This is a genomic window from Embleya sp. NPDC025285 (assembly GCF_055558835.1).
The window spans coordinates 1-7,929 of record NZ_JBVHLU010000207.1 but is presented as its reverse complement, the minus strand read 5'-3'; the positions used below and the strand labels follow the sequence as shown (position 1 = coordinate 7,929).

Sequence of the window (7,929 nt, the reverse complement as noted above, 5' to 3'; positions counted from 1 at the left end):
CCCCCCCCCCCCCCCCCCCCCCCCCCCCCCCCCCCCCCCCCCCCCCCCCCCCCCCCCCCCCCCCCCCCCCCCCCCCCCCCCCGAGGTCGTAACGTATGTTGAGTGCGACCCATCACCGATCTCGAACGCAAAGTGGCGCCCTTCGAGGTCGTCAGTCCCTACCAGCCGTCCGGCGATCAGCCGCAGGCGATCGATCTGCTCGAACAGCGGATCGGCGCGGGCGACAAGAACGTGGTGTTGCTCGGCGCGACCGGCACCGGCAAGTCGGCGACGACCGCGTGGATGATCGAGCGGCTCCAGCGGCCGACGCTCGTCATGGCGCCCAACAAGACCCTCGCGGCGCAGCTCGCCAACGAATTCCGTGAGCTGCTGCCGAACAACGCCGTCGAGTACTTCGTCTCGTACTACGACTACTACCAGCCCGAGGCGTACGTCCCCACCACGGACACCTACATCGAGAAGGACTCCTCGATCAACGAGGAGGTCGAGCGGCTGCGGCACTCGACCACCAACTCGCTGCTGACCCGTCGTGACGTGGTCGTGGTCGCCTCCGTGTCCTGCATCTACGGCCTCGGCACCCCGCAGGAATACGTCGACCGGATGGTCCGCCTGCGCGTCGGCGAGGAGATCGAGCGCGACGCGCTGCTGCGCCGCTTCGTCGGCAACCAGTACACCCGCAACGACGTCGCGTTCACGCGCGGCACCTTCCGGGTGCGCGGCGACACGATCGAGATCTTCCCGGTCTACGAAGAGCTGGCCGTGCGGATCGAGATGTTCGGTGACGAGATCGAGTCGCTGATGACGCTGCACCCGCTCACCGGCGAGGTGGTGAGCGAGGATCAGGAGCTCTACGTGTTCCCCGCCACGCACTACGTGGCCGGTCCGGAGCGGATGGAGCGCGCGGTCGCCGGGATCGAGCGGGAGCTGGAGGAGACGCTCGCCCGGATGGACAAGCAGGGCAAGGTGCTGGAAGCCCAGCGCCTGCGCATGCGCACCACGTACGACATCGAGATGCTCCGCCAGATCGGCACCTGCTCCGGCATCGAGAACTACTCGCGGCACATGGACGGCCGCGAGGCGGGCACCGCGCCGAACACGCTGCTGGACTATTTCCCCGAGGACTTCCTGCTGGTGCTGGACGAGTCGCACGTGACCGTGCCGCAGATCGGCGCGATGTACGAGGGCGACGCGTCGCGCAAGCGCACCCTGGTCGAGCACGGCTTCCGGTTGCCGTCCGCGATGGACAACCGCCCGCTCAAGTGGGAGGAGTTCCTGGAGCGGGTCGGCCAGACGGTGTACCTGTCCGCGACGCCCGGCAAGTACGAGCTGGCCAAGGCGGACGCGGTGGTCGAGCAGATCATCCGCCCGACCGGCCTGATCGACCCCGAGGTCGTGGTCAAGCCGACCGAGGGGCAGATCGACGACCTGCTGCACGAGATCCGCACCCGGGCCGAGAAGGACGAGCGGGTGCTGGTCACCACGCTCACCAAGAAGATGTCCGAGGACCTCACGGACTACTTCCTGGAGCAGGGTGTGCGGGTGCGATACCTGCACAGCGACATCGACACGCTGCGCCGGGTCGAGTTGCTGCGCGAGCTGCGGCTGGGCGAGTACGACGTGCTGGTCGGCATCAACCTGCTCCGCGAGGGCCTGGACCTGCCCGAGGTCTCGCTCGTGTCCATCCTGGACGCGGACAAGGAGGGCTTCCTGCGCTCGGGGACCTCGCTGATCCAGACCATCGGCCGCGCGGCGCGCAACGTCTCCGGCCAGGTGCACATGTACGCGGACAAGATCACGCCGTCGATGGCCAAGGCGATCGACGAGACCAACCGGCGGCGCGAGAAGCAGATCGCGTACAACACCGAGCGTGGTATCGATCCGCAGCCGCTGCGCAAGAAGATCGTGGACATCCTGGACTCGATCTCGCGCGAGGACGCGGACACCGCCGATCTGCTGGCCGGCAACAAGGGCCGGACGAAGGCGCCGGTGCCGTCGCTGGGCAGGAAGGCGGGTTCGGACAATATGCCTGCGGCCGATCTCACGGACATGATCCGGGTGATGACCGAGCAGATGCACGCCGCCGCTTCGGAACTGCAATTCGAACTGGCCGCGCGGTTGCGCGACGAGGTCGGGGAGCTGAAGAAGGAGCTGCGCGGGATGAAGGCGGCGGGCATCGCGTAGCAGGATGTCCGGGACGGATTGCCGGATATGAGGGAACGGCCTGTGATGCCTGTACGTCTTGACCGGTAGGTTCGTGATCCGGAACGCGACCGAGGGGGCTCGCCGGGACACCGGCGACCTCCGAGGACTACTCTGCGGCCAGTGTGGGCCCGCCCCGTCGGGGCGGGGCCCGCGAGCCGCGTGACCAAATTCTGTGAGGGGAGACGTCGCCAGTGGCCGTCAACATGTCCAAGGGCCAGAGGATTTCACTCGACAAGCCGGGTGGTGGCGAGCTGACCATGGTCCGGATGGGCCTGGGATGGGACGCCATCAAGCGCCGCGGCCTGTTCGGCAGCCGGGAGAAGGAGGTCGACCTGGACGCGTCGTGCGTCCTGTTCGCCGAGAACCAGCCGGTCGACGTCTGCTACTTCGGCCAGCTCACCAGCAAGGACGGGTCCGTTCGCCACACCGGCGACAACCTGACCGGGCACGGTGACGGCGACGACGAGTCGATTCTCGTGGACCTGTCCCGGGTGCCGGTGCACGTGGACCAGATCATCTTCACGGTCAGCTCGTTCCAGGGGCAGACCTTCCAGGAGATCGAGAACGCGTTCTGCCGGATCGTGGACGAGAGCACGAACACCGAGCTGGCGCGCTACACGCTCTCCGGCGGTGGCAACTACACCGGCCAGATCATGGCCAAGCTGTACCGGCACGGCACCGCCTGGAAGATGGCCGCGATCGGCGAGCCCGCACACGGGCAGACGCTGCGCGACCTGCTCCCGGCTCTGATGGCGCACCTGTAGGACGTACAACCAAACATGGTGAGCGGGCCGGGACGGGCGGAACACGCCTCCCGGCCCGCTCGCGCGGGGTCCGTCCCGGCGGGGCGGGGAGGGGACGAACGCACGTGAGCACCGAACTGGTACGGGGTCAGAACCTGGCGCTGCCCGACACCCGGGTGGAGGTCGAGATCGCGGCGCAATGCCCGGTCGAGCTGGTGGTGACCCTGGTAGGGGCCGACGATCGGGTCCGCGACGACGACGATGTGATCCAGCGCGGCGGTGTCGACGCCGCCGGGGTGGGCATCCGTCAGGCCGGTGCGACCTTCGAGCTGGACAAGCTGCCCGCCGGGATCGAGCGGGCACTGGTCGGCGTCACGATCGAGGGCGGCGGCGTGGACCGGTTCGGTGTGGTCGCGGCGCCGGTGGTCACCGTGCGCGCGGCCGGCGAGGATCTGGCCACGTTCCGGATCACCGACCTGGGCAGCGAGCGTGCGCTGCAAACGGTCGAGCTGTACCGCCGTCAGGGCGCGTGGAAGGTGCGGGCCGTCGGGCAGGGCTACGAGGCCGGCCTGGAGGCGCTGCTCAAGGACGTCGGGGTGGCGAACCGGGCCCGCGTGGTGGACCGGGCGCGCACCGCGCTGGGCGGTACCACCGCCGCGCCGTTCAGCGCCGCGAACGCGCCCACCGAGCCGCGCGAGCCGGGCACCGTGCCCCGGGTGGACCCGAACGGCGGCATGGCGTGGGCCGCGGCTCCGCCGGACGTCGAGCGCGAGGCCGCGCAGCGGGCCGCGCGGCGCGAGGTGGAGAAGCTGTACGAGCAGGTCTGGGGCGTGTTCGAGGACGCGGCCCGATCGGCCGCCGCCTACCGGTCGGCGATCGAGTACGCCGACGGTCGGCTGGACAAGGAGCTGGAAGGCGTCCTGAACGACCCGGCCGCGCGCTTCTCGCCGGCGGGGCTCGCCGCGCAGGACACCGCGCGTGATCGGCACCGGGCGCTGGCCGAGCAGGCCAAGGCCGTGCTGGACCGGGACACCGCGCAATTGGTCGGCGAGATCGAGCAGTTGGAGCCGAACCTGCCGCCGGTGATGGCGCGTTGGGACAGCACGTCGTGGGCCGGGTGGCAGGCTCCCGAGGACGGGGCGCCGGCGATTCGGCTCGGCGACCTGCATCTGCCGGAGCGGCCGGAGCTGCGGGTGCCGATGGTGTTGCGGCTGCCGATGGATCGCGGACTGTGGATCGACACCGCCGCGTCGGGCCTGGAGGGCGAGCGGGGCAACGGCTCGGAGCGGGCCGACGAGCTCGCGGTGTCGCTGACCGCGCGGATGTTCGCGGCGTTCCCGGTGGGCGAGTTCAAGGTGCACGTGGTGGACCCGGCGGGCAAGGGCACGGCGGCCGCGCCGTTGCAGCCGCTCGCGGCCTCCGGGCTGCTGGTGGGCCCGGTGGCCACCGACGCCGCCGATGTGTCCGCGCTGCTCGGGCGGCTGCTGGACCGGATCGAGCTGGTCCGGATGGCGGTTGCCAACGACGCGGTGGACTCGCTGCCGAGCGAGCTGGACCTGGCCCGGCAGTTGTTGCTGGTGCACGACTTCCCGTTCGGCTTCGACGATCGCAGCGCGGCGCAACTGCGGCACATCGTCGAGGAGGGGCCCCGGGTCGGGGTGCATGTGGTCGTGGTGGGCTCGCGCGGTGACGCCGAGTCGTTCGGGCCGTTGCTCGACCCGTTGTGGCGGTCGTTGTTGCGGCTGACCGCGATTCCGGAGGACCACATCATGGACCCGTGGATCGGGCTGCCCTGGGTGTACACGGCGGACCTGCCCTCCGGCGGTGCGGATGCGACGCGGCAGTTGTTGTCCTGGGTGGCCGGCACGCGTTGAGCGCGGAGCGCGCGGGGTTTCGGCCTCCGGCCGGGGTGGCCTCGAACGCCGGCCGGGCTGGACTGGTTCGCCGGTTCGGGTTCGGCGTCGGTTGGCTTGGGGTGGTCTCGAACGCCGGCCGGGCTGAGGTGGTTTTGCCCGGCCGGGTGTGGTGCTGCGGTTTGGTCTCCGGCCGGGGTGGCCTCGAACGTCGGTCGGGTGAGGTGGGTTTGGCCCGGCGGATGGTGGGGTCGCTCGAATGGGGCGGATTGTGCTGATGCGGTAAATGTGGCGGGGCGGGGGTCATAGACTCTCGCCCCGTCGGTCGTGTCAAGGCGGCCGGGGGAGAGGGATGTCGCCTTGTTCGCCTATGTCGATCCCGCGCGCGTGCTCGGGGTGCCCGCCGAGGTCGCGCGTACCGAGTTCGCGGTCGTCGACCTGGAGACCACGGGGTTCTCGCCCGCCCGTGGCGATCGCATCGTGGAGATCGGCGTGGTGCGGATGCGCGGCACCGGCGAGGTCTTGCGCGAGTGGACCACGCTGCTGGATCCCGGGCGCTCGGTCGGCGCGAGCCACGTACACCGCATCACCGCCGCCGACGTGGTGGGCGCGCCCCGGTTCGCGCAGGTCGCCACCGAGTTGGCCGGGCTGCTCGCGGGCGCCGTGGTGGTCGCGCACAACGCGTCCTTCGAGCAGCGGTTCCTGGAGGCCGAGTTCGTTGCGACGGGGATGACCCCGCCGACGCTGCCCGCGCTGTGCACGATGAAGCTCGCGAAGGCGTCCGCACTGCCGCTGGCCGACCACAAGCTCGGGACCTGTTGCGCGCACTTCGGGCTGACCTTCCCCGACGCGCACGCGGCGCTGGCCGACGCCCGGGTGACCGCCCGCCTGCTGCCGCTGCTGCTGGCCGGTCTCGGTGCCCGCAGGCTGGGCCTGCCGGTCCCGCCCGCCCGGGCCCCGGAGCGGTTGCCGGCGCCCGCGCTCAAGCCGCGTCGGGGGTTCGCGCCGGTGGTCTGACGGGTGAGTGGACACTCCGAGCGGGCCGACGCAAGAGGTCTTCTGACGACCTGTCACCAGGATTTGGTAAAGGATCGCTTGGTGTTTCCTTTACCTTCTGGCATCCTGGAGGCAATCGGAGGGGTGCATCCCCCCTCCGGCTATGACGCGACCCCCCACGTCTGCCGGAGGCGCAGTGGACGTTTCACCCGTTGCCTGGATCCTGACCATCGTCGTGCTGTTGGCACTGGTGGCGGTCGATCTGTTCCTCAATCGCAAACCGCACGAGGTCACCCTCAAGGAAGCGTCCCTGTGGGGCATCTTCTGGGTCGGTCTCGCCGTCGTATTCGGAATCGGCCTGTGGGTCTTCTCCGGATCGGCACCCGCCGGTGAGTTCTTCGCCGGCTTCATCACCGAGAAGTCGCTGAGCGTCGACAACCTGTTCGTGTTCGTTCTGATCATGGGCAAGTTCGCGGTGCCGCCGCAGTACCAGCAGCGCGTGCTCCTGGTCGGCGTACTGCTCGCGCTGGTGTTGCGCGGCATCTTCATCGCCGCGGGCGCCGCGGTCGTCGCCGCGTTCTCGTGGGTCTTCTTCATCTTCGGCGCGTTCCTGATCTGGACCGCGTGGAAGCTGATCAAGGAGGCCAAGTCGGACGAGGAGGAGGAGTTCGAGGAGAACGCCCTCCTGCGCAAGGTCGAGAAGGTCCTGCCGACCACCGACGGCTACCGCGACATGAAGCTCGTGGTGAAGGAGAACGGCAAGCGCCTCGTCACCCCGATGCTGATCGTGATGATCGCCGTCGGCACCACCGACGTGCTGTTCGCCCTGGACTCGATCCCGGCGATCTTCGGCCTCACCAAGGAGCCGTACATCGTCTTCACCGCGAACGCGTTCGCGCTGATGGGGCTGCGCCAGCTCTACTTCCTGATCGGCGGGCTGCTCAAGAAGCTCGTCTACCTGTCGTACGGCCTGTCGGTGATCCTCGGCTTCATCGGCGTCAAGCTGATCTTCGAGGCGCTGCACGGTCAGGGTGTGCACGTGCCGGAGATCGGCATTCCGCTCTCGCTCGGCGTGATCGTGGCGACCCTGACGGTGACCACGGTGCTGAGCCTGCGCAAGACGAAGAAGGACGAGCACGCGGCGGCCGAGGCGGCGGAGCGAGCCGACAAGGACGCGAGCGTCTAGACCCCGGAGCGTTTCAGCCCGGAAGCGGTACGGCCGACGGCCCCTGTGCGAGGACCACCTCGTGCGGGGGCCGTTGTGTCGTTCCCGGCCGCAGTCGCACGCCGACGCTGCCGCACAGGCAGCGGGTGTAGACGATCTCGCCCTGGGATGTGGAGTGCCGGGACAGTACGGTCATGCGCGGATCCTCGATCCGCCCGCAGGCATCGCACCGGGAAGACATCGTTTTGCCCCCATATCGCATAGGGTAATGAGTGTTCTGATGTAGCTCCTTACATACCCGCAGCCTAGGTAAGGGTTCAATGGAAGTCAACGGTTACCGTAGTGACGGCGTCGGCGCTGCCGTCGCGATGGTCAACGCGTGGACGGGCGCGCACGGCTCGACGCCGGACCTGCTCTCCGCGCGGGAGGTGCTGCGGGCGTTCTCGTTCCTGGTCGAGGACCTGGACCGGGACGCGCTCGAACCCCTGCTGGAGTGGGCCGGCGAGCTGCGCGCGTTCTTCGTGATCACCGACCTGGAGGCGGCCGTCCAACACGTCAACGGCCTGCTGGCGCGGGTCGAGGTGCGGCCGCGGCTGGTGGATCACGGCCGCGGGCTGCACCTGCACCACGCGCCTTCGGGGGTGCCGTTCGTGCAGCGCTTGCGGATCAACACGGCGATGGGGCTGGCCAACCTGGTGGCCGACTACGGTGTGGGCCGCTCGGGCGTGTGCGCGGCGGCCGACTGTGACCGGGTGTTCGCGGACGCCTCCCGCAACGGCCGCAAGCGCTACTGCTCGGACGCGTGTGCCAACCGCGCGAACGTGGCCGCGCACCGGGCCCGGCGCAAGGCGAACGCGGGGGGGGGGGGGGGGGGGGGGGGGGGGGGGGGGGGGGGGGGGGGGGGGGGGGGGGGGGAAGGGGGGGGTGGGGGGGGGGGGGGCGGGTGAGGGGGTGGGGGGAGGGGGTGGGG

7 protein-coding genes are annotated in these 7,929 nt (G+C 70.0%); 6 read left to right on the top strand and 1 reads right to left on the bottom strand.

The window, feature by feature from the left end; genetic code table 11:
• The first annotated feature begins 102 nt into the window (after nucleotides 1-102).
• The 5 genes from uvrB to ACZ4FV_RS51080 all read left to right on the top strand — a co-directional run bounded on the left by uvrB (nucleotide 103) and on the right by ACZ4FV_RS51080 (nucleotide 6,980).
• Nucleotides 103-2,181 (top strand): excinuclease ABC subunit UvrB, encoded by a 2,079-nt coding sequence (uvrB, locus tag ACZ4FV_RS51100; protein WP_395862555.1) that lies wholly within the window; start codon nucleotides 103-105, stop codon nucleotides 2,179-2,181.
• A 212-nt stretch (nucleotides 2,182-2,393) separates the two neighbouring features.
• Nucleotides 2,394-2,966 carry a TerD family protein gene (locus ACZ4FV_RS51095; RefSeq protein WP_395862557.1) on the top strand — a complete coding sequence of 191 codons (573 nt, stop codon included), beginning with the start codon at nucleotides 2,394-2,396 and terminating at the stop codon, nucleotides 2,964-2,966.
• A gap of 104 nt (nucleotides 2,967-3,070) precedes the next feature.
• Nucleotides 3,071-4,819 (top strand): TerD family protein, encoded by a 1,749-nt coding sequence (locus ACZ4FV_RS51090; protein WP_395862559.1) that lies wholly within the window; start codon nucleotides 3,071-3,073, stop codon nucleotides 4,817-4,819.
• Between the two features lie 339 nt (nucleotides 4,820-5,158).
• Entirely contained in the window at nucleotides 5,159-5,815 is a 657-nt protein-coding gene (locus tag ACZ4FV_RS51085; RefSeq protein WP_465328238.1) for a 3'-5' exonuclease, read from the top strand.
• A gap of 175 nt (nucleotides 5,816-5,990) precedes the next feature.
• On the top strand, nucleotides 5,991-6,980 hold the full coding sequence (locus tag ACZ4FV_RS51080; protein ID WP_402231687.1) for a TerC family protein: 990 nt from the start codon (nucleotides 5,991-5,993) through the stop codon (nucleotides 6,978-6,980).
• Nucleotides 6,981-6,993: 13 nt separating this feature from the next.
• On the opposite strand, the gene ACZ4FV_RS51075 is transcribed toward ACZ4FV_RS51080, so the two are convergent.
• Complete coding sequence (locus ACZ4FV_RS51075; RefSeq protein WP_402231685.1) at nucleotides 6,994-7,155, bottom strand: hypothetical protein; 162 nt, start codon at nucleotides 7,153-7,155, stop codon at nucleotides 6,994-6,996.
• A gap of 124 nt (nucleotides 7,156-7,279) precedes the next feature.
• On the opposite strand from ACZ4FV_RS51075, the gene ACZ4FV_RS51070 reads away from it, so the two are divergent.
• A complete protein-coding gene (locus tag ACZ4FV_RS51070; protein ID WP_465328236.1) occupies nucleotides 7,280-7,906 on the top strand; it encodes a CGNR zinc finger domain-containing protein in 627 nt (208 codons plus the stop codon).
• Nucleotides 7,907-7,929: the final 23 nt, after the last annotated feature.

Coding starts and splice junctions, on each gene's coding strand:
- ACZ4FV_RS51075 (WP_402231685.1), bottom strand. CDS start 7,155: ATGACCGTACTGTCCCGGCACTCCACATCCCAGGGCGAGATCGTCTAC.
- ACZ4FV_RS51070 (WP_465328236.1), top strand. CDS start 7,280: ATGGAAGTCAACGGTTACCGTAGTGACGGCGTCGGCGCTGCCGTCGCG.